General features: G+C 75.6%; 17 protein-coding genes. 11 read left to right on the plus strand and 6 right to left on the minus strand.

Features of this window, described 5'->3' with window-relative positions; genetic code table 11:
* Positions 1 to 66: 66 nt before the first annotated feature.
* Together ACH4PU_RS13895 and ACH4PU_RS13900 are read right to left on the minus strand one after the other, a co-directional pair.
* Complete coding sequence (locus ACH4PU_RS13895; protein ID WP_398270958.1) at positions 67 to 291, minus strand: hypothetical protein; 225 nt, start codon at positions 289 to 291, stop codon at positions 67 to 69.
* A gap of 291 nt (positions 292 to 582) precedes the next feature.
* The gene (locus ACH4PU_RS13900; protein ID WP_398270961.1) at positions 583 to 2,052 is read right to left on the minus strand and encodes an MFS transporter; all 1,470 of its coding nucleotides are present in this window, start codon (positions 2,050 to 2,052) and stop codon (positions 583 to 585) included.
* A 428-nt stretch (positions 2,053 to 2,480) separates the two neighbouring features.
* On the opposite strand from ACH4PU_RS13900, the gene ACH4PU_RS13905 reads away from it, so the two are divergent.
* The gene (locus ACH4PU_RS13905; protein ID WP_398270963.1) at positions 2,481 to 3,050 is read left to right on the plus strand and encodes a flavin reductase family protein; all 570 of its coding nucleotides are present in this window, start codon (positions 2,481 to 2,483) and stop codon (positions 3,048 to 3,050) included.
* Positions 3,051 to 3,261: 211 nt separating this feature from the next.
* Here ACH4PU_RS13905 and ACH4PU_RS13910 read toward each other — a convergent pair whose 3' ends face one another.
* Positions 3,262 to 5,286 carry a hypothetical protein gene (locus ACH4PU_RS13910; protein WP_398270966.1) on the minus strand — a complete coding sequence of 675 codons (2,025 nt, stop codon included), beginning with the start codon at positions 5,284 to 5,286 and terminating at the stop codon, positions 3,262 to 3,264.
* Between the two features lie 314 nt (positions 5,287 to 5,600).
* On the opposite strand from ACH4PU_RS13910, the gene ACH4PU_RS13915 reads away from it, so the two are divergent.
* The 8 genes from ACH4PU_RS13915 (at position 5,601) to ACH4PU_RS13950 (ending at position 15,732) form a co-directional block, all read left to right on the plus strand.
* On the plus strand, positions 5,601 to 7,286 hold the full coding sequence (locus ACH4PU_RS13915; protein WP_398270969.1) for an aromatic amino acid lyase: 1,686 nt from the start codon (positions 5,601 to 5,603) through the stop codon (positions 7,284 to 7,286).
* On the plus strand, positions 7,276 to 7,647 hold the full coding sequence (locus ACH4PU_RS13920; RefSeq protein WP_398270972.1) for an acyl carrier protein: 372 nt from the start codon (positions 7,276 to 7,278) through the stop codon (positions 7,645 to 7,647). The genes ACH4PU_RS13915 and ACH4PU_RS13920 overlap by 11 nt, the downstream gene beginning before the upstream one ends.
* Positions 7,644 to 10,124 carry a beta-ketoacyl synthase N-terminal-like domain-containing protein gene (locus ACH4PU_RS13925; RefSeq protein ID WP_398270975.1) on the plus strand — a complete coding sequence of 827 codons (2,481 nt, stop codon included), beginning with the start codon at positions 7,644 to 7,646 and terminating at the stop codon, positions 10,122 to 10,124. Before ACH4PU_RS13920 ends, ACH4PU_RS13925 begins: the two co-directional genes overlap by 4 nt.
* Complete coding sequence (locus ACH4PU_RS13930; protein ID WP_398270977.1) at positions 10,124 to 11,248, plus strand: AMP-binding protein; 1,125 nt, start codon at positions 10,124 to 10,126, stop codon at positions 11,246 to 11,248. Before ACH4PU_RS13925 ends, ACH4PU_RS13930 begins: the two co-directional genes overlap by 1 nt.
* Complete coding sequence (locus tag ACH4PU_RS13935; RefSeq protein WP_398270980.1) at positions 11,245 to 12,537, plus strand: styrene monooxygenase/indole monooxygenase family protein; 1,293 nt, start codon at positions 11,245 to 11,247, stop codon at positions 12,535 to 12,537. The genes ACH4PU_RS13930 and ACH4PU_RS13935 overlap by 4 nt, the downstream gene beginning before the upstream one ends.
* A complete protein-coding gene (locus ACH4PU_RS13940; protein WP_398270983.1) occupies positions 12,507 to 13,277 on the plus strand; it encodes an SDR family NAD(P)-dependent oxidoreductase in 771 nt (256 codons plus the stop codon). Before ACH4PU_RS13935 ends, ACH4PU_RS13940 begins: the two co-directional genes overlap by 31 nt.
* A gap of 166 nt (positions 13,278 to 13,443) precedes the next feature.
* Entirely contained in the window at positions 13,444 to 14,988 is a 1,545-nt protein-coding gene (locus ACH4PU_RS13945; RefSeq protein ID WP_398270986.1) for a 4-hydroxyphenylacetate 3-hydroxylase family protein, read from the plus strand.
* A gap of 288 nt (positions 14,989 to 15,276) precedes the next feature.
* Positions 15,277 to 15,732, plus strand: coding sequence for a helix-turn-helix domain-containing protein (locus ACH4PU_RS13950; RefSeq protein ID WP_398270989.1), 456 nt, complete (start codon positions 15,277 to 15,279; stop codon positions 15,730 to 15,732).
* A 22-nt stretch (positions 15,733 to 15,754) separates the two neighbouring features.
* Here the strand turns inward: ACH4PU_RS13950 and ACH4PU_RS13955 are convergent, their stop codons facing one another.
* From ACH4PU_RS13955 to ACH4PU_RS13965, 3 genes are all read right to left on the minus strand, one after another.
* Entirely contained in the window at positions 15,755 to 17,824 is a 2,070-nt protein-coding gene (locus ACH4PU_RS13955) for a SpoIIE family protein phosphatase (protein WP_398270992.1), read from the minus strand.
* A gap of 175 nt (positions 17,825 to 17,999) precedes the next feature.
* Positions 18,000 to 18,608, minus strand: coding sequence for an ATP-binding protein (locus ACH4PU_RS13960; protein WP_398270994.1), 609 nt, complete (start codon positions 18,606 to 18,608; stop codon positions 18,000 to 18,002).
* Positions 18,609 to 18,873: 265 nt separating this feature from the next.
* Positions 18,874 to 19,524, minus strand: coding sequence for a DUF4360 domain-containing protein (locus tag ACH4PU_RS13965; protein ID WP_398270997.1), 651 nt, complete (start codon positions 19,522 to 19,524; stop codon positions 18,874 to 18,876).
* A gap of 361 nt (positions 19,525 to 19,885) precedes the next feature.
* Here ACH4PU_RS13965 and ACH4PU_RS13970 point away from each other — a divergent pair, with 361 nt between their 5' ends.
* Both ACH4PU_RS13970 and ACH4PU_RS13975 read left to right on the plus strand, forming a co-directional pair.
* The gene (locus tag ACH4PU_RS13970; protein WP_398271000.1) at positions 19,886 to 21,463 is read left to right on the plus strand and encodes a M48 family metalloprotease; all 1,578 of its coding nucleotides are present in this window, start codon (positions 19,886 to 19,888) and stop codon (positions 21,461 to 21,463) included.
* Between the two features lie 104 nt (positions 21,464 to 21,567).
* Complete coding sequence (locus ACH4PU_RS13975; protein ID WP_398271003.1) at positions 21,568 to 22,524, plus strand: D-2-hydroxyacid dehydrogenase family protein; 957 nt, start codon at positions 21,568 to 21,570, stop codon at positions 22,522 to 22,524.
* Positions 22,525 to 22,714: the final 190 nt, after the last annotated feature.

Here is a 22,714-nt window from a genome sequence, read left to right on the forward strand (position 1 = left end):
ACCCGGTGATCCGCGCCGCGCCGGCACCGTGCCGCCGCCGTCCGGAGCCGGCTCCCGCCGGCCGCCTCAGTCCCGCGGCGGCCGTACCACCGCCTCGACGAGGTACGTGTCCGCCGCCGCCGAGCGGTGGCCCGCGCTGCCCGAGCGGAGGGGGGACGCGCCCTCGACCAGTGCCGCGAAAGTCTCCGCGCGCCCCCGGCAGTGCTCGACCAGTGCCGCGAAAGTCTCCGCGCGCCCCCGGCAGTGCTCGGCGGACCGCTCCGGCCGGAGGTCGCGCACGGAGGCGGCCACGTGGTCCGCGGAGCGGCCGTAGATGGCGCGGACCGCCTCCGCGATGGCCTCGTCCCGCGCGGCGAGGGCCCAGGCCTCGACGAACAGCCGGACGAGGTGGGGTCGTCCTGCTCGGCCGGGACGACGGCCACGGCCTCGGCCGGCCCGGTGCGGTCGGGGGCGGCGGGGCTGGTCAGCCGCTCCAGCGCCCGTTCAAGGACGGCCCTGACGAAATCGGCCGGGTCGGGAAGGAGTGCCGGAGGTGCCCGAGGCGGACGCCCGCCTCGGCCGCGACGGGGGCGACGCCGTCGGTCAGCCCGCCCGTTCCGGCGCCGTGTCCGTGCGGCGGGCCGCCGGTGAGCGGCGGTAGAGCGGGACGGCGACGAGGAGGCAGACGGCGAAGGCGGCGGCCAGACAGCGGAAGGCGGCATGGTAGCCGGCGAGGTCGGCCTGGGCGCGGGCGGCCGCGTCCGGGCCGGCCCGTCCGGCGAGGCGGGCGGCGGCGGTGGCCGTGGAGACGGTGGTGAGCAGGGCGACGCCGATCGAACCGCCCGCGTACTGCATGGCGTTGACGGTCGCCGAGGCCGCCCCGGAGTCGGCCGGTGCCACCCCGAGGGTGGCCAGGCTGGTGGTGGCCGTGATGATCGTGCCGAGTCCGGCGCCGGCGAGTACGAGCGCCGGGAGGACGGCGGTCGGGTACGGGCTGTCGAGGCCGAGGGAACCCAGCAGGAGGAGGCCGGAGGCGGCCAGGGCCGCACCGGCCGCGATCACCGTCCGGGGCCCGAGGCGCGGCAGGAGGACGCGGGTGGCCAGGGGCGACGTCGCGATGAGCGCGGCGATCATCGGGAGGTAGGCGAGCCCGGTCGCGGCCGGGCCGTACCCCAGGGAGCGCTGGAGGTAGTAGGTGCCGAAGAGGAAGACGCCGAAGACCGCCGAGCTGGTCTGGAGGAGGGCGATCAGGGAGGCGGCCCGGTCGCGGTCCAGGACGACGCGCGGCGGCAGCAGCGGGTGCCGCGCCCGGGTCTGCCACCAGGCGAAGGCCGTGAGGAGGACGCCGGCGGCGGCGAGGAACCCCCAGGTGGCGACGGCGGACCACGGGTGATTCCCGGTCGCGGCGAAGCCGTAGACCAGGCAGAACAGGCCGGTTCCGACGAGCAGGGTGCCGGGGACGTCGAGCCGGGAGGTGCGGGGGTGCCGGTCCCGGGCGAGGAGCAGCGCCCCGGCGGCCAGCGCCAGGCCGGCGACGACGGTGTTGGCGTACATGGCCCAGCGCCAGCCCAGGTACTGCGTGAGGACGCCGCCGAGCGGCATGCCCACCGCGCCGCCCGCGCCGGCCGCCGCGCCCCAGACGCCGAACGCCGTCGCGCGCTCCCCCGGCTCGGTGAAGGTGATGCCGACGAGCGAGAGGGCGGCCGGGGCCAGCAGGGCGCTGGAGAGGCCCTGCCCGGCGCGGGCCGCGACGAGGACGCCGAAGCCGCCGGCCACGCCCGCGAGGGCGGAGGTACCGGCGAACCCGGCCAGTCCGGTGAGGAAGGCGGCCCGCCGCCCGAAAAGGTCGGCGATCCGGCCGCCGAGCGGCAGGAGGCTGCCGAAGGCGAGCGCGTAGGCGGTGACGATCCACTGCCGGCCGCCGTCGGAGAAGCCGAGGCCGGCCTGGGCCGAGGGCAGCGCGATGTTCATGACAGTGCCGTCGAGCACCACCAGCAGCTGGGCCGTGCTCAGGACGCCCAGGATCCACCAGCGGCGGCGCGGCGCGGGGGCGGTGCGGTGCGGGTGCGGCATGGCGGTGGCCTCTCCCGGGGGCGCGGGCGGGCGTACGCGGACCGGTCGGTCCGGCCGGGGGCGGGGGCCGGACGCTTTTCGTCGTCCTACAGGCCGACCGTCCGAAGGGACCGACGATCCGGCAGAAAGCCGGCCCGGAAGGCGAAAAGAACACGCGGAATGGGCAGCGGCGCGCGGAAATCGCCGCGCATTCCAGCGTAAACGAGCCGCCGTTCCGAGCGGGTGAAGTCGCCCCAAATCCCATGGTCCGCACAGCCCATAAACGGATCGTCCGACCGACTTTCGCTCCTCCATACCTCGTTGGAAGGGATTCCCCGCGACGGCGATAATCGTCGTAACGTCCTGGCGTATGGTCGAGGTGTGCTGGTCGCCTTGTCGACCCGCCCGCCCGGGGTCCCACCCGCGCGGGCCGGAGTGAGGACGGACCGATGGAACACACGGCGGGTACCGGACTGGCGGAGCGGGATTTCCGGGCGGCGATGCGGCACCTGCCGACGGCCGTCGCGGTGCTGACGGTCCTCACACGGGCCGGGCCGGCCGGGATGACCGCCGGATCGGTCACCTCCGTTTCCATGGATCCCGAGCTGCTGTCCGTGTGCCTGCGCCGGGGCAGCCGGCTCACCGGTGCGATCGCCGACTCCGGCGGGTTCGTCGTCAACCTGCTCCAGGAGCACCAGGCGCCGCTCGCCCGCTGGTTCGCCTCGTCCGAACGCTTCGGCGCGGGCGACGAGTTCCACGGGATCGGCTGGCACCCCGCGCCGAACGGCGGCCATCCGATCCTCGCGGACGCTGCCTGCGTGTTCGAGTGCCGGACGGAGGGCCAGGTGCCGAACGGCGACCACCTCCTCACGATCGGATGGGTGACCGCGTGCAGGGTGAAGCCGTCGGCGCGTCCGCTGCTCAGCTACCTGGGCCGGTTCCACCGGATCGGCGGCGCTCCGGCCGATGAGGCGCCGGCGCCGGGCGGGGCCGCGCGGACCGGGCCGTTCCGCACGTGAGGGGAGTGGGCTTCCGCACGTGAAGGGAGTGAGCCGATGGTCGCGTGGGATGCCTTCACCGCCGCCGAACCGGCGTTCGCGGCCTCCGGGAAGGCGGCCCTCGACGCCGACCGGCACGCCCTGCCCGCCACCCTGCGCCGGTTCAGCGGCGTGGAGCAGGTCTTCCACGCCTCGCGCGGCGCGCGCCACCGAGCGGGGGGCCGTCGTACGGTCATGGCGCGCCGGGGGGACGCCGCGGGTGCGGCGCCGGTCGTGAGCCGTCGGCCGTCGGTTCCGAGCGCGGCCCGGCCGGCCGGACGCGGACGGCGACGGCGCCGGTCCACGCGCCGCCGGGCGCGGGGACGGCTGGACGGCCGTCGACGGTGACCTCCAGTCTCGTGCCGGGCGGAGCGGCCAGCCGAGCGGTGCGGTCCAGGCGGAGGGCCGACAGGTGGCAGGTGCCGGTGGGCGTCCACCGGCTGCCCGGTCCGAGGGTGAGGACCACGCCGTTGTTGACCACCGGGGACGCCGTGTTGGTGACGACGCCCAGCTCCCGGAGGTGGGACGCGTCGACGGCGGCGATCCGGTGCCGGGCGGTGGTGGCGGTGACGCGGCCCGCGAGGCGGGTACGGACCAGGGTGAGGTGCAGGTTGAGGCCGGGCAGCCGGCGGGTGCCGCCGCGGGTGCCGTTGAGGAGGTCCCCGGTCAGATCGGCGTCGGTGAACTCGGCCGTGACGTCGGTGCGATGGGGGGCGGTGGTGTCGAAGCCCTCGGCGCGGACGGGTGGGCCGGGCGGGTCGCGGTGGACGCGGTCGGCGATCTCCTGAGGCTCCGCAGCGCCGCGTGGGCCCGGGTCGTCGTCGTCCATGAGCTGCATCAGGACGCCGCCGGCGGACCGCAGGCGCGCGCCGCGGGAGCCGTCGACGGTGATCCGCGCGGGCTGCCCCTTGCCGAGGAGCACCGGGCCGACGGTGTCGAGCACGGTACCGCCGTCGACGCGGAGGCGGGCGCGGCCGTGCCACAGCACGCCGAAGCGGCGGGAGCGGATGGTGGTGCGGCGCGGGGTCAGCGCGGCCAGGTCCGTCTCCGCCAGGCCCAGCCTCCAGTCGGCGGCGAGTCTCCGTACCGCTTCCCGGGTGCTGTCGCCGTAGTGCACGGAACCGTCGCGGATGACGGCCACGTAATCGGCGACGTCGAGGTCGCAGCCCAGGAGGTGCTGGGTGACGCCGTCGCAGGCGTAGGAGCCGTAGCCGCTGTGGGCCGCCGTCACCTGGCAGTTGACCGCCGTGAGCCGACTGCCGGCGCTGCCGCTCTCGGAGGACAGGACGCCCCAGCCCTCCGAGATGAGGGTGGAGGCGAGGTAGGCGACGGTAGTGCCCCTGCCACTGAGGTTGGTGGTACGGGCGTTGCCGGTGATGCCGAGGAGCCAGGGCGCGGCCCTCATGTGGCGGGGGTCGACGGTGGGCCGGTAGCCGGCCGGCAGCGTGCCGTCGCGCGTGCGGAGCAGGGAGTTCCGGACGACGACCGTGGCGCCGCCGGTGGCGACCAGCGCGGCGCGCACCACGCCGTGGCAGGTGATCCGGGCTTCGTCCACCACCAGGCGGGTCCCGGGGCCGCTGGCCGTGAGGGCGGCACCGTAGCCGACGAAGTCGCAGCGGCCGTCGCCGGTGAGGTCGACGCGCGGGCCACGGAGCAGGTACGAACCGCCGTCGACGTGGACGCCGTTGAAGACCCCACCGGTGGAGACGACGGTCAGGCCCTCGGCCGCCGACCGGCCGGTCCTGCCGCCGCGCCGCGCGGCGGAGACCGAACGGGCGGGGTCCGGGCCGGCGGCGTCGACGTACAGGGCCTGCCGGAAGGGGAAGGTGAGGCCGTGGTGGCGGACGGTGTGCCGCTCGGTCACGGTGACGGCCACGTCGCCGCGGTAGGTCCCCGGAGCGATCCGGAGCCGGTCGTCGGCGGTCAGTACGGTACCGGTCTCGATCCCGTCCACGGTGAGGGTCAGGTCCTTGCCCTCCGGGGCGGCGAGGACGCCGTCGGGCTCGACGGTGAGGCGGCGGAGGCGGGTGGTGCGGGCGAGGGTGACGGTATCGCCGGTGCGCACGGTGAGGGCGGCCGGGGCTTCCGGGTGTTGGCCGGCCCCGGTGGCCGAGGCGCCGCGGAGGACGAAGAACCCGCTCAGGGTGGCGCCGAGACCGAGGACGTGCCGCCGGGCGGGGCGGAGGAGTCCGGAGGGGGCGGGGGGATCCTGTGGCATCTGCGGTGCTCCCTCACGTCGTTCGGCCGTACGGGCCGCGGGGCCGTGCGCGCGGCGGCCGGTAGCCGCGTCGGCCGTTGCGCGATCGGCCGTTGCGCGATCGGCGGTTCATCCCATGAATTCCGACGTCATTTATCCCAGGACGGCGCGGAATTCCGGTCGAATGACGCCGCAATTCGGGCGGGAATCCGTCATCGTATTGGCGTACGGATGCCACGTTCGGGTTCTCCTTCCTCCCGGCCCCTCACCCGCGGCGGTGAAATCCGCCTACGATCCGGAGGGAAACCAGGATCGAGGGGGTCTCCGTAATGCCGTTGACGCCTACACAGAATCCGCCGCGGGCCGGAACGACCGGCGCGGCCCTGGTATTGGGATCCGACGCTCTGCGCGCCGACGAGGTCGCGGACTTCGCGCGCCGCCCCGAGGGACGGGAGATCCGGCTCGACCCCGCCGCCGGGGCGCGGATGGCCGCCGCCCAGCGGGTCAAGGACGGGCTCGTCGCCTCCGGGCAGCCCGTGTACGGGGTGACCACCGGCTTCGGCGACAGCTGCGGGCGGCACATCGGGCCGGCGAAGGCCGCCGCCCTCCAACGCAATCTCATCTCGGGCCACTTGGCCGGGAGCGGCGACCCGGCGCCGGCCGACGTGACCCGGGCGACCATGCTGATCCGGGCCAACTGCCTGGCCCGCGGCTACTCCGGGGTGCGGGTCGGGCTGGTGGAGCTGCTGGCGGACTGCCTGCGCGAGGACATCCTGCCGCTGATCCCGGAGCGGGGTTCGGTGGGCGCGAGCGGCGACCTCGTCCCGCTGGCGTACCTGGCCGACATGCTGACCGGCAACGGCCGGGTGCTGCACCGGGGCGAGCCCCGGTCCGCCGCCGCGGCGCTGCGCCGGGCCGGGCTCACCCCGGTGGAGCTGGCGCCGAAGGAGGGGCTGGCGCTGATCAACGGCACGTCGTTCATGAGCGGTTACGCGGTCGCGGCCGTCCGCGCGGCGCGCGAGCTGGCCGTCGTCGCGGACCTGTGCACGGCGTTGACGGCGGAGGCCGTCCAGGCCAGCAGCGGCCCGTTCGAACCGTTCCTGCACACGCACAAGCCGCATCCGGGGCAGCGGGCCAGCGCGGCGCGGATCCGCCGTCTGCTGGCGGGCTCCAAGCTGACCGTCGAGCACCAGGAGCGGGTCGGCGCCAACCCCCGGCTCGACGGCGCCGGTTACCAGATGCTGCGCACCGGACTGCAGGATCGCTACTCCGTGCGCTGCGCGCCACAGGTGACCGGGGTGCTCAACGACACGCTGGACTGGGTCACCGACTGGCTCGACACCGAGATCAACTCCACCAACGACAACCCCCTGTTCGACCCGGTGGCCGGGGAGGTCCACCACGGCGGCAACTTCTACGGCGGCCACGTCGGACAGGCGATGGACGCCCTCAAACTGGCCGTGGCGAGCGTCGGCGACCTGCTGGACCGGCAGGTGGCGCTGGTGGTCGACGAGAAGAGCAACCAGGGCCTGACCGCGAACCTGGTCCGCCCGACGGACGACACGGACGCCGACGCCGGCATCCACCACGGCTTCAAGGCCGCGCAGATCGCCTGCTCCTCCCTGGCGGCCGAGGCGCTGAAGAACAGCGCGCCGGCGACGGCGTTCTCCCGCTCGACCGAGTCCCACAACCAGGACAAGGTGAGCATGGCCTCCATCGCGGCCCGCGACGCCCTGCGGGCCGTCGAACTGGTCCAGAACATCGCCGCGATCGCCCTGGCCGCGCTGTGCCAGGCGGTGGACCTGCGGGGCTGCGACCGGATGGCCCCCGCCACACGGGCCGCCCGCGACCTGGTGCGGACGGTGGCCCCGTTCGTCGACCGGGACCGGCGGCTCGACACCGACCTGGCCGGTCTCGTCGGCCTGATCCGGTCCGGACGGCTCACCGCACCGCTCGCGGCAGCCGACGCCGAGGCGGCCGACGGGCTGCCCGCACAGCAGGGGAGGTCCCATGCCCGATGAACCGCGCGCCACGGAACCGCGCGCCGACGCACCGCGCGTGAAGGAACCGCGCGCCGCCGAGTCCGTCGTCCGCGCGACCGTCGGGGCGGTCCTCGGCACGTCGGCGGCCGAGTGGCCCCGCGACCGGCCGCTGGACGAACTGCCGGACGCGATCTACGACAGCCTGGCCCAACTGGAAGTCCTCACCCGGGTGGAGCGGGTCCTGGGACTCCCGCCCCGGCCCGTCGAACCGGACCGGCTGCGGACCATCCGCGCCATCGTGGCCCTCGTCACGGAGCCCGCCGACGGGCCCGCCGGGAACCCCGCGGCCGCCCGCGCCCCGGCGGAGGCGCGGCGGGCGGCCGGAGGCGGTGCCGTATGAGCCCCGCCGAACGGCCCGCCGCAGCGCCGCGCGTCGCCGTCACCGGGGTGTACCTGGCCACCGGGCTGGGCGTCGGGACGGAGGAGGTCTGGCGGGCCGTGTGCGCCGGCGACTCGGCTCTCGGGCGGTGCTCGGACCTGGCGGACGTGGTGGCGGCACGGCTCCCGGCGTCGTCGCGGCCGGGAGCGCCGGAGACCCCGGGGACGGGAGGCTCCCCGGCGGGCGCCTCGGGCCCGGCAAGCGCTGAGAGCACCCGCGCCGTCACGCCGCCCGGGGGCGCCGAGAGCCCCGAGACCACAGGCCGTACCGAGCCTTCCACCCCCACCGAACCCCGCGACGCCGCCCTCCTCATCCGTGAAGCCGGTCTCGGCGCCCTGCGGCACGCCGCGCTCACCCCCGACGCCCTCGACCCGTACGAGATCGGCCTCGCCCTCGGGACCAACGCCGGCTCCGAGGAACTCTGGAAGCGCTACCGGGCGGCCACCGGTCCCGCCGCGCACCCGGCGCACACCGTGGCCGACGAGCTCGGGGCGGCCGTCGGCGCCCGGGGGCCGAAGGCGGTCTTCGCCACCGGGTGCGTCGCCGGCGCCAACGCCGTCGGGTACGCGTACGACGCGGTCGCCGCCGGACGGGCCACGGTGATGCTGGTGGGCGGGTACGAGGCGCTGAACGTCACCACCGTCGCCACGTTCGCCAGCTGGAAGTCGATCGACTCCGCGCCGTGCGCGCCCTACGCCCGCAGCGGCGGGCTGAGCCTCGGGGAGGCGGTGGCGTTCCTGGTGCTGGAGTCGGAGGGGTCGGCGCGGGCGCGCGGGGTGCCGGTCCTCGCCTGTCTGCTCGGCTACGGGCTGACCAGCGACGCCCACCACATCACCGCGCCGCCGCCGGACGGCGCCGGGCTGCGGAACGCGATGCTCGGCGCGCTGGGCCGGGCGGGTCTCGGCCCGGACGCGGTCGGCTACGTCAACGGCCACGGCACCGGGACGCCGGCCAACGACACGGCCGAACTCAGCGCCATGCGGGCGGTGTTCACCGGCCCGCACCCGCCGCCGATGAGCAGTTCCAAGCCGCAGGTCGGGCACACGCTGGGAGCCTGCGGCGTCGTCGAGGCGGTGCTGACCGCGCTGGCGCTGCGGGACGGGCTCCTCCCGCCGACCGCCAACGCGGACCCGACACCGGCCTGGGACGTCGTCCCGCGCACCGCCCGACGGGCCGACGTCCGGGTCGCCCTGTCCAACTCGATCGCGTTCGGCGGCGCCTGCTGCTCGCTGGTCCTGTCCCGGGACGGCGGCGCAAACCCGGCACCGCCCGGCACGGAGCTCGTGTTCACCGGCGCCGGCGTCGTCTCGCCGCTGGGGCTCGGGCGGCGCGCGTTCCTCACCGCCCTGCGCGGCCCCGCCCCGGGCGGCACGCTCCGCGTACCGGAGGACCTGGCCGGCCACCTCGCCCCGGGCCACCGGTCGCGGGTCGACGCCCTGGGCGCGCTGACGGTGGCCGCCGCGCGCATGGCCTGGGACGACGCGGGGCTGCGGGACGGCGCGCGCGTCGGCGTCGTCCTCGCCACCGCCGCCGGCCCGATCGGGACCGTGGAGCGGCTCAACGAGACCGTCCGCCGCGAAGGTCCGGAGTACGTCAGCGCCGTGCACGCGCCGAACATCGTCACCAGCGTGACAGCCGGCTACGCCACCTTGGAACTGGGCCTGGGCGGCCCGCTCTCGGCCGCCTCCACCGGCGACGCCTCCGGGCTGGTCGCCCTGGGCCACGCGGCCGACCTGATCCGCGCGGGCCAGGCCGACGCCGTCGTCGTCGTGGCGGCCGACGAGGTCACCGGCACGCTCGCGCGGGCGTTCGGCGCCTACGGGCTGCGCGGCCCCGGCCCGTCCCGGCCGTACGCGCGGACGCCGGCCCCGGGCCCGGTCGCGCCGGCGGCGGCGGCCGTGGTGCTGGAGGCGGCCGGCCACGCCCGGGCCCGGGGCGCGGACGCGCTCGGCGCGCTGCTCGGGCACGCGGTGACGTCGGGTCCCGGACGGGTGCCCGGCGCGCCGCTGTGCGCCGAGACCTGGTCCCGGGCGCTGGAGGAGGCCCTGCACGGCCCCGCCCCGCACCGGGCCCGCGCGCGGGGCACGGAGGACGTGGACGTCTACGGGTGCGCCCACGGCGTACCGGCCCTGGACGAGGCCGAACTCGCCGCCGTCGCCTCCTGCCTGAAGCCGGCCGGCACCCGGCTGACCGCCCTCGCGGGGGCGGTCGGGCACTGCCAGGCGGCCGGCCCGCTGCTGTCCCTCGTCGCCGCGCTCCACGGCTGCGGCGGCGGCCGGCTGCCGTACGCGACGGAGCCGCCCGATCCGCTGCCCGGCGCCCGCGCGTTCCTCTCGGACGAGCGGGCGGCCGGGCCGCGCCGCGCCCTGGTGACCGCCGCCGCGTGGGGCGGCACGTACGCGGCCGCGGTGGTGGGCCCGGCCGGTGGGGAGCGGTGATGGAGTGCTATCCGGAGCCGTCGCCGCGCGAGTTCCTCACCGAGGTGCTGGCCGCGCCGGACCGGCTGCCGGGTCCGTCGGTCGTCCGCTGGGACGGGCTGGCGGCGGGGGCGGCCGCGCGGCTGGTGGCGGAGGTGGTGCCGGACCTCGTCGAGGTGTGCACCTCCGGCAGCACGGGTCCCGCCGTCCGCTGGCATCACAGCAGGTGGCAGCTGTGGACGGAGGCGCACCTGCTGGCCGGGCTGGTCCGCGCCGACCGCCCCCGGGCGGTGCTGTCCTTCGCTCCCCCGGCCCATCTCTACGGCCTGGTCGCCACCGTGCTGCTGCCCGCCGCGCTCGGCGTCCCCCTCTGCTACTGGCCGCGGTACGGCCTGCCGGCGCCCGCCCTCGACGCGGGCCGGTGGCTGGTGGCCGCCATCCCGTGGGCCTTCCCCGTCCTGCTCCGCGACCCGTCGGTGCTGGGCCGGCGCGAGCACGTCACCGTCCTGCACAGCACGGCGACGCTCCCGGCGACGGCCGGGGAGTTCGCCGCGGCGACCGGCCCCGGACGGGTGCGGCTGGTGGAGGTGTTCGGGTCGACGGAGACCGGAGCCATCGCCCACCGGCAGCGGACCGGGCCGTCGCTCCGGACGCCGGCGGCGGGGGCGTCGGAGCCCTGGACGCTGATGGACGACGTCCGCTTCGCCCCCGGGCCCGCCGGCCGGCTCACCGTCTCGGGCCCCCGGCTCGCCCTCGCCCCGGACGGCCGGCCACTGCCCCGGTGGACCACCGACGACCACGTCCGGCGGCTGGACGACCGCACCTTCCGGTTCCACGGCCGCCGCTCCCGGCTGATCAAGGTCAACGGCCGCCGGATCGACCTCGACGTGCTGGAGGAGCGGCTGCGCGCCGCCCTGGCCTGTGCCGACCTCGCCTGTGTGCCCGTCGCCGACCCGCTCCGCGGCGAGCACGTCGAACTGCTCGTCGCCGCCCCCGGCGAGCCGTGCCTGGTCCCCCGGCGGACCACCGAGGTGCTGCGCGAACTCGGCGTCACCGTCGGGCGGATCACCATCGTGGACCGCATCGACCGCGGCGCCACCGGCAAGCTCCGGGGCCCGGCCGCCCGGCGGGTGGTGGGCCCATGAGGATCGCCATCGCCGGGGACGGCGTCGCCGGTCTCCACCTCGCCCTGCGGCTGCGTCAACTGGGCGTGGAGGCGACGCTGTTCGGGGCGCGCGCCCCGGAGGACGTCCGGCGCGGCCGGGCGCTGAACTTCGTGGCCCGCTCGGGGAGCACCCGCCGCCGCGAGGCCCTGCTGGGCGTCGACTTCTGGACCGCGCCGGACACCCTGGCCGAGACCCGGACGGTCACCGTCCACGGCCCGGAGCCATTGCGCTTCCGCGCCGACCCCCATCCCGCCTACAGCATGGTCGACTTCCGGCTCTACCTGCCCGCGCTGGTCGAGGAGTACGTGGCGCGGGGCGGCCGGCACGTCGTCACCGAGCTCACCGCGCGGACGGTCCGCGGGCTCGCGGACGGGTACGACCTGGTCGTCGTCGCCGGGGGCAGGGCGGCCGGCGAGCTGTTCCCCCGGGACCCCCGGCGCTCCCCGTTCGACGCCCCGCAGCGGGTGCTGTGCGGCGGGCTGTACCGGGGCATCACGGAGGCCGTCCCCCGGAGCATCGAGTTCCATGCCGTGCCCGAGGTGGGCGAGGTGCTGCGGATGCCGTTCGTCTGCGCGGACGGCCGCGTCGACGTCCTCGGCCTGGAGGCCGTCCCCGGCGGCCCGCTCGAACCCGTCTGCCGCACCCCGTACGCCCAGGACCCGGACCGCTTCCACGCCGTCGTGCTCGACGCGCTCCGCCGCCACGTGCCCGGGCTGCGCGAGCGGATCGACGGGCGGGAGTTCCGGCTGAACGGGCCGGGCGACCTGGTCCAGGGCGGGGTGGTGCCGGTGGTGCGCCGGGCGTGGCGGGCGCTGGCCGACGACACGTGGGCGTTCGCGCTGGGGGACGCGTGGTGCGTCAACGACCCGATCACCGCGCAGGGCGCCAACCTGGCCTCGTACTGCGCCCTGGAGTTCGCCGAGGCGGTGGCCGCCGGGCCGCCGTTCGGCGAGGCGTTCTGCCGGGCCGCGGAGGAGCGGATGCGGCCGTACGCGGAGAGCGTGGCGCAGTGGACCGCCGCGTTCGTGCGGCCGCCCACCCCGCAGCTGCTGGAGCTGTTCCGGGCGGCGGCCGCGGACCCGGCGGTGGCCGCGGCCTTCGCCGCCAACTTCGACGATCCGCCGGCCATGTGGCACAGCATCGCCACCCCCGAGCGGACCGCCGCCTTCCTCGACGGCGTCCGCGGACGGTCCGCGGCGCCGGTTTCCCGAGCACCCGGCGAACGGAGGACACCGCCATGGGCCGGCTTGACGGCAAGACCGTCCTGATCAGCGGGACCAGTTCGGGCATCGGCCGGGCAATGGCCGTGGAGTTCGCCCGGGAGGGCGCCCGCGTCGTCGGGTGCGGGCGCGATCCCCGGACGGCGGAGGAGACGGTCCGGCTGGTGAAGGAGGCGGGCGGGGAGATGGTGTCGCTCGCGCCGGTCGACCTCGCGACGCGGGAGGGCGCCGAGGCGTGGACCGGCTTCGCCCTGGACGCGTTCGGCCCGTTCGACGTCCTGTGCAACAACGCGTCGTCGCTGCGGAACGCGCCGTTCGACCGGCTCGGCCCGGACGACTGGGAGCACACCATCCGCAACGAGCTCGACCTCGTCTACCTGTGCACCCGGGCCGCGTGGCCGCATCTGGTCGCGCGGGGCGGCGGGGTCGTCCTCAACGTCGCGTCGGTGTCCGGCTCGCGCGGCGCCCTCTTCGTCCAGCAGGCGGCGCACGGCGCGGCGAAGGGGGGTGTGCTCGCGCTGACGCGGCACCTGTGCGGGGCGGGCGCGGCGCACGGGATCCGGGTCAACTCCATCAGCCCCGGGCTGATCCGGACCCGTGCGACGGCTCCGCACATCGACGACCCGGGCGGCGGGGTGCCCGGCCTGCTGCGGCGGATCCCGGCCGGGCGGGTGGGCCAGCCGGAGGAGGTGGCCGCGCTGGCGGCGTTCCTCGCGTCGGACGCGGCGGCGTACGTGAACGGCGCGGACGTCGTCGTCGACGGGGGTGTCAGCGCGATGGCGGGCTGACACCGGGCGCGGCCGGGGCCGCGCGGACGACCGGGGCACCGCTGCCGGTGCCTCCCCGCCGGGCGCCGTGCGCGGGTCCTCCACCGGGCGGACGAGGGGACGCGGCGCGGGCACGGAGACGCGGGAACGACAACGACCGACAGACGACCGGCAGGAGGCACCGCCCATGCCCGACCAGCACGTCGGCTCCCCCGCCCCGCCGCGCCCGGACGGCGGCCGCGCCGTCGAACGGCCGCCGACCGGCGCGGAGTACCTGGAGAGCCTGCGGGACGGCCGCGAGGTGTGGATCTACGGCGAGCGCGTCGCGGACGTCACCGCCCACCCGGCGTTCCGCAACAGCGCCCGGACGCTGGCCCGGCTCTACGACGCCCTCCACGACCCGGCGCTGCGCGGGGTGCTCACCGTGGACAGCGACGCGGGCGGCACGGTCACCCACCCGTTCTTCCGGGCGCCGCGCGGGACGGCGGATCTGCGGGCCGCGCGGGACGCCATCGCGGTGTGGCAGCGGATGACGTACGGCTGGATGGGCCGGACGCCGGACTACAAGGCGTCGTTCATGGCCACGCTGGGCGCCGACCCGGATTTCTACGGCCCGTTCGCGGCCAACGCCTCGGCCTGGTACGCGCGGGCGCAGAACCGGGTGCTGTTCCTGAGCCATGCCCTGGTCGACCCTCCCGTGAGCCGCCATGCGGAGGACGGCGCCGGGATCCGCGTCCGGGTGGTGGCGGAGACGGACGACGGGATCGTGGTGAGCGGGGCGAAGGGGGTTGCCACCGGGGCGGCCCTGACCCAGTACGCGTTCGTGAGTCACACCGGTCCGCGGCCGGACGACCCGGCGCACGCGGTGTCGTTCGTCGCGCCGTTGCACACCCCGGGGCTCAAGGTCGTCTGCCGGGCGGGGTACGAGATCCGGGACGGCCGGTCGGACAGCCCGTTCGACCATCCGCTGTCCAGCCGGTTCGACGAGAACGACGCCCTGCTGGTCTTCGACCGCGCGGTGGTGCCCTGGCCGAACGTGCTGATCCACCGCGACGTCGAGCGGGCCGGGGCGTTCGCCCACGGGAGCGGGTTCCTGCCGCGGTTCCTGTTCCACAGCGCCGTCCGGATGTCGGTGAAGCTGGACTTCCTGTGCGGGCTGCTGCTGAAGGCCGTCCGCAGCAACGGCAGCGACGTCCACCCGGGCGTGCGGTCGGGCGTCGGCGAGGCGCTGGCGTGGCGGCACACCGTGCACGCGCTGGTGACGGCCATGACCGAGCGGTCCGAGCCGTGGGCGCGGGGCCGCGTGCATCCTCCGCTGGCGCCCTGCCTCGCCTACCGGGTGCTGGCCCCGACCGCGTACCGGACGGTCCGGCAGCTCATCCAGCGGCTGGTCGCCGGCCCTCTCATCAGTACCGTGTCCCACCCGGCGGACTTCCGCGCCCCGGGTCTCCGGCCGCTCCTGGACGTCTACGTGCGGGGCGCGGACGGGGGCGGCGCCGAGGAGCGCGCCAAGCTGATGAAGCTGGTGTGGGACGGCGTGGGCAGCGAGTTCGCGAGCCGGCACGAGCTCTACGAGAGCCTGCACGCGGCCAACCCGGAGGTGACCCGCTTCGAGACCTACCAGTTCGCGGAGCGCACCGGGCTCCGGGACGAGCTGTGCGGTTTCGTGGACCGGTGCCTGTCCGAGTACGACACCGAGGGCTGGACGGTGCCGTATCTGAGAGACGAGTGAGGGACAGGGACGGCGACCGCCCTCAAAGCACCCCCGTGGCTTTGAGCGGTCGCCGTCCGTGTCATCGCGGACGTTAGTCATCCGGATCCGGCCATGGCAACTTGCTGCCCCAAGTCGCAATGTATTGCACCCAAAGTCGGTCCATATCCGTCTTCCCTCCGTCTCCACTCTCGACAAATCCGGCAATCATCCACAGAACGCGGCTTTGTCTCCTGGGTACTTCCATGGCTGGGCCGTTCCCCGGCCGGTTAGAGTCCTCGGGTCGGAGCGTGCGCGAGAGGGTGGACGATGCAGCAGGGGGGAGCGCCCGCGGGGGGCGGGGAACACCCGTCCCTGGAGGCGCGGATCACCGCGGCCAAGGCGGACGTCGCCCGGCGCCTGCGGTACGTGCGCCACCACCACCCCGACGGCCCGTTCACCCTCGCCGGGCTGGCGGAACGCGCCGGGGTCTCCAAACGGACGCTCTCCCAGGCCGAGTCGGCGGACGGCTCCAACCTCACCCTGGAGACCCTGCTCAAGGTCAGCGACAGCCTGGGCATCCCACGGCCCGCCTACTTCCTCGACGAGCAGGTCTTCCGGCAGGTCAACAGCGAACTCGCGGGCGGCGGGCCCGGGTCGGAGGCCCCGCCGGTGCGGGTGGACCAGCTGTCCCGCATGCTGAGCGACATCCTCGACACCGCCACGCGTGCCCGGTGCGTCTTACGGGATCTGCCCGCCGGGGAGAAGGCCGGCGGGGGCGCCTGACCTCCCGTCGGACGGCGTCCGCTCAGCCTCCGACCTCCGCGATCAGCAGCGCCACATCGTCGTCGCTCCCCTGGCGGAACACCGACAGCAGCAGGTCGCAGGTCTCCTCCAGGCCGGTCCTGGGCGCGTCGAGGACGCGGACGAGCTCGGCGAGGCGGACGTCCAGGGCCTCGTCGCGGGTCTCCACCAGGCCGTCCGTGTACAGGACGAGCCGGTCGCCCGGGGCGAGGTCCACGGTCACGCTCTCGAAGGGCACGCCGCCCACGCCCAGCGGGGCGCCGGTGGGCAGGTCGAGCAGGACGGGCGGGCCCCCGTCGCGGAGCAGGACGGGCGGGAGGTGCCCGGCGTTGGCCACGCAGCACCGGCCGCCCTCGGGGTCGTACACCGCGTAGACGCAGGTGGCGATCTGCTGGTCCAGACCGGTGGCGGCGCGGTCGAGGTGGCGGAGCACCTGGGCCGGGTCGAGGCCGAGGCCGGAGAGGGTCCGGGCGGCGGTGCGGAGCTGGCCCATGGCGGCGGCCGCGGTGATGCCGCTGCCCATGACGTCGCCGACGACCAGGGCGCTCTTGCCGCCGTCCTGCGGGACGACGTCGAACCAGTCGCCGCCCACCTGCCCGGCCGTGCCGGCCGGCTGGTAGCGGTACGCGACCTCCAGGCCCGGCGGGCTGGGCGGGCGCTGGGGCAGCAGGGTGCGCTGGAGGCTGAGCACGGCGGCGCGCTCCCGCTGGTACCAGCGGGCGTTGTCGATGCAGACGGCGGCGCGGGCGGCCAGTTCGCCCGCCAGCACCACGTCGTCGTCGGTGAACGGGACGGGGTTGTCGGTGCGTTTCAGGTCCAGGGCGCCGAGCACCTCGCCGCGGGCGATCAGCGGCACCGCGATGTACGAGTGGAGGCCGGCCCGGGCCAGGGCGGCCGCGGCGGTCCGGTCGCGGGCGATGCGCGGCAGGTCGCGGGTGCCGACGCGGGGCAGGTGGACCGGGCGGCCGGTGGCCACGCACTCGGCGACCAGCCGGTCGGCCGGGTAGTGGGCGAGCTCGCCGGTCGGGTCGGCGGCCCGGGCCGCGTCGACGGCGCCCGCCGTGCCGGCCGAGGCGACGGCCAGCGCCCGGATCGCGGTCGCCCGGCCCGCGGGCGCGCGGTTGCCCTCCAGGGCGGCGTCCAGCACGTCCACGGCGGCGACGTCGGCCAGCGCCGGGACGACGACCCCGGCCAGCTCGTGGGCGGTCTGGTCGAGGTCGAGGGTGGTGCCGATGAGCACGGAGGCGTCGGCGATCAGGGCCAGCCGGCGCCGGGCCTCGGCGGCGGCCAGGTCGGCGCGGTAGCGGTCGGTGACGTCGACGACGGACGCGGCGACGCCGAGGATGTGCCCGCCCGCGTCCTCCAGCCGGTAGTAGGAGACCAGCCGGGCCCGGTCGTCCTCGCCCCCGCCGATGCCGCCCGCCACGAACCGGTCCAGCTCCGGCTCGCCGGTGGCCAGCACCCGGCGCATGGTGGCCTCGCTCCCCTCGATGTCGACGAACGGCAGCACCTCGCCGATCCGGCGCCCCAGGTGGTGCTCGGCGGAGAAGCCGTGGATGCGCTCCAGGGCGGGGTTGACCATCACGTAGCGCAGCTCGGTGTCGAGGACAGCGAGGCCGATCGGGGACTGGGCCACCAGGCGCAGCGAGAGCGCCAGATCGCGTTCGAGGTCGCGCAGCACCTCCCGGTCCGTGGCGATGCCGAGGGCGTACATGGCGCCGTGCCGACCCTCCAGCCGGACGTTGCGCAGCTCGACCAGGCGGGGGCCGCCGTCCTTGTGCCGGACGGGGAAGACGCCGGCCCAGCTCTCGCCCTCGCCCATCACCCGGTCGAACAGGTCGAGGACGACGGCGAGGTCCTCCTCGGCGACCAGCAGCCGGGCGGCGTACTGGCCGAGCGCCTCGGCCGGGGTCCAGCCGAACAGGTCCTGGGCCTGCGGGCTCCACAGGATGATCCGGCCCTCGCGGTCGAGGACGACGGCGGCCACGCTGAGCACGTCGAGGAGGCCGCCCGCCTCGTCCCAGGCGGGCCGGGTCCGGCCGGGGCCGGTCCGGAATCCGTCGGTGGTGCCCATGCGAGGTCCTCCTTGCGCCCGCGCGCGGTGGGGGCGGCCTCGGGGTGCCGGTGTCCGTGGGGGTCGCGCCCGGCCCGGTACCGCCGCTCGCGCCGCCGTCCGCCGCGCCGCGGTCTCCATCGTCCCTCGGATCCCGCGCGGCGCGCAGCCGGGCGCTCGCGGAGGGGCGGCGGGGTCAGGCGTCCGCGGGGCCGCCGGACGGGCCTCCGGCGGCACGGGGGCCGTCCGGGAGCGGCAGGGCGAACCACACGGTCTTGCCCGCCGGGGAGGTGTGGTGCCCCCAGCGGTCGGCGATCTGCTCGACGAGCCACATGCCGCGGCCGTTCTCGCTGTCCTTCGCGGCGAGCGAGCAGCGCGGCAGGGCGCCGCCGCGGTCGGTGACCCGGGCGACCAGGTGGGCGGGGGTGCGGGAGAGGGACAGCTCGACGTCGCCGGTGCCCTCGGGGACGTGCACGATCGCGTTGGTGACCAGCTCGGAGAGCAGGAGGGCGGTGTCGTCCGTCAGCGCGTCCAGTCCCCACTCGGCCAGCAGGCGCCGGGAGAAGGCGCGGGCGGCGGCGACGGAGCGGGGGGAGGCGGGGAGCGAGATCGCGTGCGCCGGGCGGTACGGGACGGCGGCCCGGGGCCGCGGGTCGGCGGCGGTGGCGGACGGTCCGCCCGGGAGACCGCGGTCCCACGGGCCGCGCCACGGTGTGGCCGGCGGGGGGACGACCGCGTCCGGGGTGCCGAGGAGGGCGTCCGCCGGGGGCGCGGGGCTCAGGGTGTCACGGCTGGAAGCAGACATGAGGCTCTGTGCGATCGAGGGGGGACGCGAAGGCGGGCCGTGGGGGGCCGCGGGCTTCGCGGTGGTCTTCCCCACACTGGCGTGATTTCCGCCAGAGGTCTATACCCTCTGGGTCACGGTGCCCCTGCGGAGCGCTATGTCCGCAGGTGACGGGCGCTTAACGGGGCCTAAAGTCATGGTGAACACGGGATGTGATCCGCACTCCCCACGGTCGACGGACGGTGGGGCCGGGACGGGCGCGCGCCCGTCCCGGCCGCCGTTTCCGCTACCTGCTCGGGCACTCCTTCCACGCCAGGTGGTAGATCGTGTTGATGCTGCCGTCCGTCGAGTCCATGGTCATGAAGCTGTTGGTCTTGGAGGGGTCGGACGTGCCGGCGTTGACGCGGAGTTCCGTGTTGATGTTGAAGTTGCGCCGCTCGCCGCAGGGCGCCCACACCAGGGAGCCCACCGGGACGGAGTCGGTGGTCTGCCAGTTGTCGCCGTAGGCGCCTCTGAAGGTGTGGGAGCTGGGCGTCGTCTGCGAGGAGCCCTGGAAGTAGTACGACGCCTTCTCGGTGCCGGTCGCCCCGGGCTCCAGCTTGGCGTAGCCGCGGTAGTCGGCGCTGGCGATGGCGTAGGTGAAGCCCTGCGGTACGTGCACGATCAGGTTGAGCTGGCAGTTCTTGCGGAAGTCGGTCGGCTTGGAGCCCACGCCGACCTGGGCCAGGTAGTCGCTGTAGGTGACGGTGAAGGCGGTGTTGTCGGGCGACACCGCGATGGCGGCCGTACCGGCCGGACAGCCGGAGCCGTTGACCGTCGCGATCTCGATGACGATCTTGTCCGGCGGCGGGTTGGTGATGACCGAGGGCTGCTGGGTGCCGAACGCCGAGGCGAGCAGCGTGGCGATCGCGCCGGCGGTGACCAGACCTGCGGGCATGGTGCTCCAATCGGTTGCCTTCGGGCGGCGCGGGCGGCCCGAGGGGACGGGGGGACCGGGCCGGAAGAGAACCGGTCAGGAGCGTCGTCAAAGCATGCCCATGACAATCTTCACGGCCCGCTGGGACGAGGAGCGTTCGAATGATAGGGAGCCCCACCGGGGTTGGCTAGGTCTCCCGCCGGAGGCGCCCCGCTCCGCACTCCGTGACCATTTCGGAATTCAATGTTCCGCCTCTACTCCCACCCGGCTCCCCGATCGGCCCACTCCCCGCAAAACATTTGCCGCCCCAAACGCGCGTACGACATAATGACGGCCTTTCACCACCGTTCATTTCTCTTACCCGGGTGAGGGCCACTGCCCGATGGGCGTTTCTCTTCGCGCGTTCCGCGCGCTCGTTCTCCTTTTCGGTTTCTATCTGTTCTGCCTCGCGGTGCTCTGCGTCCTGGTCGGCACCGGGGTGTTCGTGTACTGGTCGCTCGGCGCACACCCCGCGACGGTGAAGCTCATCGCCCTGCCCCTGCTGCTGACCGTCCCGCTGATCCGGGGCATGCTGCACCTCCGCACGCCGGGGGACGACGGCGAGGACGGCCTGCCCGTCACCGAGGCGGAGCAGCCCCGGCTGTGGGCGGCCGTCCGCGAGGTGGCCGCCACGGCCGGGACCCGGGCACCCGACGAGATCCTCCTCATCGGCGGGGTGAACGCGGCGGTCTCCGAGAACTCCCGCTTCCTGGGCCTCGTTCCGGGACGCCGCCGGCTCTACATCGGTATACCGCTGATGACCGGCCTGACGGAGAGTCAGCTGCGTGCCGTACTCGGCCATGAATTCGGTCACTACTGCAATGCCGACACCCGGATCTCCGCCATCACCCTGCGCGGCCGGCACGCGCTCGCCCGGACGGTGACGGCCTTCCGGCGGCAATCCGAGAAACGGGTGGAGAAGGAGCTCACGAAACAGCGGGCGACGGCCGAGAAGCGGGCCCTCAAGGGCCGGAAGCCCAAGGAGACCGGCACCACGGGCGCCGGCCGGAGCTACCGCCTGATGGCGCGCCTCTTCGTCGGTTACGCCAAGTTCTATCTGCGGGCCACCCGCAGCGACGGCCGGCGGCAGGAACTCGCCGCCGACCGGGTGGCGGTGCGCGTCGCGGGCCGGGACGCCGCCGCGTCCGCGCTGCGGCGCACCGCCGCCCTCGCCGCCCTGCACGACTTCTACCTCGACGGCTACGCCACGCTGGGACTCCCGGCCGGACTGCTGCCGCCCGAGGGGCAGTTCTACGGCGGTCTCGGGCACCTGCTCGCGGCGCCGGGCCGGTACGCGGAGTTCGAGCGGCTGACCCGCGAGCTGCCCCAGGACGAGCCGTCGCCCTACGACGCGCACCCGCCGATGGCCGAACGCGTCGCGCTGATCGAGGCGTTGCCCGACGACGGCCGCGCCACGGGTGGGCCCGCGCGGTGGTCCCTGGAGCTCCTCGACGCCCCGGAGCGGCTCCTGGTCCGGCTGGAGGAGGCGACGCTGGCGCCCGAGGTGCTGCGGCTGCGCCGCGCCTCGTGGCCGGAGCTCGTGCACTTCGGGATCCGCGCCCACCGGGCGGCCGAGGTGGAACGGCTGCGCGCCGCCACCGCCGCGTACACCGGCGGCGACGGCTCGCTGCGCGCCCTGCTCGACGCGGCCGACGGCGGCCTCCTGTGGCACGTCGCCGCCCGGCTGGCCGGCGAGGACGGAGGGCCCGACGCGCGGGCCGAACTGCTGCGCGGCCTGCACGCGCTCGTGGTGCTGGAGCTCGTCGACGCGGGCTGGGCCGGCTGGGAGCTGTCCTGGTCGGACGCGGCCCGGCTGCGCCTGCCCGAGGGCTACGGGGAGCTGGTGCCGGCCGCGGTGGAGGCGGTGGCCGCCGAGGTCCCGGACACCCGGCCGCTGCGCTCGCTGCTGCCCGCGGCCTGAACGTCCCGCGGGACAGGGGCCCCGGCGGGCGGCCGCGGGCCCCTGGCAGAGTGTCACCGTCCCACCAGCCGTTTCGGCCGTTCACCGCACCGAAGGACGACATGATGACGCTCCGCTGCACCGTGCTCGACGACTACCAGGGCGTCGCCCTCTCCACGGCCGACTGGTCGGCCCTCGGCGACGCCGTCGACGTACGGGTCCTGCGCGAGCACGTCGCGGGGCACGACCGGCTCGCCGAGGAGCTGGCCGACAGCGAGATCGTCGTCATCATGCGGGAACGCACCCCGTTCCCGGCCGAGTTGTTCGCCCGGCTGCCGAAGCTGCGGCTGCTGATCACCTCCGGCATGCGGAACGCGTCCGTCGACCTCGCCGCGGCGGCCCGGCACGGCGTCACCGTCTGCGGAACGGACAGCAACCCCGAACCGCCCGTCGAGCTGACCTGGGCACTGCTCCTGGGGCTGGCCCGCGGCCTGGTCCCGGAGAACACGGCGCTGCGCGACGGCGGCCCCTGGCAGAGCACCGTCGGGGCGGACCTGCACGGCCGCCGGCTGGGGCTGCTGGGGCTGGGCAAGACCGGCAGCCGGATGGCGCGGATCGGTCGGGCGTTCGGCATGGAGGTGGCGGCCTGGAGCCCGAACCTCACCGACGAGCGGGCCGCCGCCGCGGACGCCGTCCGGGTCACCAGGGAAGAGCTCTTCTCGGACAGCGACTTCGTCTCCGTCCACCTGGTGCTGGGCGAGCGGACCCGCGGGCTGGTCGGCGAGGCGGAACTCCGGCTGATGCGGCCGACGGCCTACCTCGTCAACACCTCGCGGGCCGCCATCGTGGACCAGGACGCGCTGGCCCGCGCCCTGCGCGCCGGCCGGATCGCCGGGGCGGGGGTCGACGTCTTCGACGAGGAGCCGCTCCCCGCCGACCATCCCTTCCGCACCCTCCCCCGGCTGCTGGCCACCCCGCACCTGGGGTACGTCACGCGGCGCAACTACGACGGGTACTTCACCCAGGCCGTGGAGGACATCGCCGCCTTCCTGGCGGGCGAGCCGGTGCGGCGGCTGGCCTGACGCGTCGGCGGTCCCTGCGGGGAGCTGTGCCCCGGTCCCGCCCCTTCGCCGATTCCCGGGGGCAAGCCCCCGGCCCCCCTGAAACCGCGCTGCGCGCGGTTGTCCTCAAACGCCGGAGGGGCTGAGATTCAGCCCGTCCGGCGTTTGAGGACAGCGTGCGCAGCGCGCTTCGGGGGTGCGGGACAGCGCC

It is taken from the genome of Streptomyces sp. NPDC021100 (genome assembly GCF_044333095.1).
GTDB lineage: Bacteria > Actinomycetota > Actinomycetes > Streptomycetales > Streptomycetaceae > Streptomyces.

Bases quoted from the DNA above. Each gene is read 5' to 3' on its own strand.
- ACH4PU_RS13935 (WP_398270980.1), top strand. From the start codon at position 11,245: ATGAGGATCGCCATCGCCGGGGACGGCGTCGCCGGTCTCCACCTCGCC.
- ACH4PU_RS13970 (WP_398271000.1), top strand. From the start codon at position 19,886: ATGGGCGTTTCTCTTCGCGCGTTCCGCGCGCTCGTTCTCCTTTTCGGT.
- ACH4PU_RS13950 (WP_398270989.1), top strand. From the start codon at position 15,277: ATGCAGCAGGGGGGAGCGCCCGCGGGGGGCGGGGAACACCCGTCCCTG.
- ACH4PU_RS13925 (WP_398270975.1), top strand. From the start codon at position 7,644: ATGAGCCCCGCCGAACGGCCCGCCGCAGCGCCGCGCGTCGCCGTCACC.
- ACH4PU_RS13940 (WP_398270983.1), top strand. From the start codon at position 12,507: ATGGGCCGGCTTGACGGCAAGACCGTCCTGATCAGCGGGACCAGTTCG.
- ACH4PU_RS13900 (WP_398270961.1), bottom strand. From the start codon at position 2,052: ATGCCGCACCCGCACCGCACCGCCCCCGCGCCGCGCCGCCGCTGGTGG.
- ACH4PU_RS13955 (WP_398270992.1), bottom strand. From the start codon at position 17,824: ATGGGCACCACCGACGGATTCCGGACCGGCCCCGGCCGGACCCGGCCC.
- ACH4PU_RS13930 (WP_398270977.1), top strand. From the start codon at position 10,124: ATGGAGTGCTATCCGGAGCCGTCGCCGCGCGAGTTCCTCACCGAGGTG.
- ACH4PU_RS13945 (WP_398270986.1), top strand. From the start codon at position 13,444: ATGCCCGACCAGCACGTCGGCTCCCCCGCCCCGCCGCGCCCGGACGGC.
- ACH4PU_RS13960 (WP_398270994.1), bottom strand. From the start codon at position 18,608: ATGTCTGCTTCCAGCCGTGACACCCTGAGCCCCGCGCCCCCGGCGGAC.
- ACH4PU_RS13975 (WP_398271003.1), top strand. From the start codon at position 21,568: ATGACGCTCCGCTGCACCGTGCTCGACGACTACCAGGGCGTCGCCCTC.
- ACH4PU_RS13910 (WP_398270966.1), bottom strand. From the start codon at position 5,286: ATGCCACAGGATCCCCCCGCCCCCTCCGGACTCCTCCGCCCCGCCCGG.
- ACH4PU_RS13905 (WP_398270963.1), top strand. From the start codon at position 2,481: ATGGAACACACGGCGGGTACCGGACTGGCGGAGCGGGATTTCCGGGCG.
- ACH4PU_RS13965 (WP_398270997.1), bottom strand. From the start codon at position 19,524: ATGCCCGCAGGTCTGGTCACCGCCGGCGCGATCGCCACGCTGCTCGCC.
- ACH4PU_RS13920 (WP_398270972.1), top strand. From the start codon at position 7,276: ATGCCCGATGAACCGCGCGCCACGGAACCGCGCGCCGACGCACCGCGC.